Origin of the sequence: Vibrio sp. T20, from assembly GCF_007858795.1 — a bacterium.
Taxonomy (GTDB): Bacteria; Pseudomonadota; Gammaproteobacteria; order Enterobacterales; family Vibrionaceae; genus Vibrio; species Vibrio satsumensis.
In genome coordinates this window covers 1-266 of the sequence record NZ_VFEB01000205.1, presented here as the reverse complement: position 1 = coordinate 266, position 266 = coordinate 1, and the positions used below count along the sequence as shown (strand labels likewise).

Here is a 266-nt window from a genome sequence, read left to right as displayed (position 1 = left end):
GCTCTTGGCCTGCATAGTGAAGGGTTTGTTCTGCAAACTCTTTCTGTTGGCGGAATGCATCTTCACCAACACGGTTGAGTTGTTGCTGCTCTAAAGAGACAAGACTATTATATTGCTTGAGGTTTGCTAAGGCTTGTTGAGGGTGACCTGCTTGCTCATAACCTAAAGAGAGTAAGTAGTATGAGCGTTGTGACAGGTGCATGTTCTCTACTTGGCGCGAGATCTCAAGTGCACGCGTTGCATGTTTGATCACATCTTCGCTCTCT

1 pseudogene is annotated in these 266 nt (G+C 46.2%); it reads right to left on the bottom strand.

Annotated elements, in window-relative coordinates:
* A pseudogene (locus FTW16_RS21410) lies at window positions 1-266 on the bottom strand (tetratricopeptide repeat protein); the annotation flags it as partial.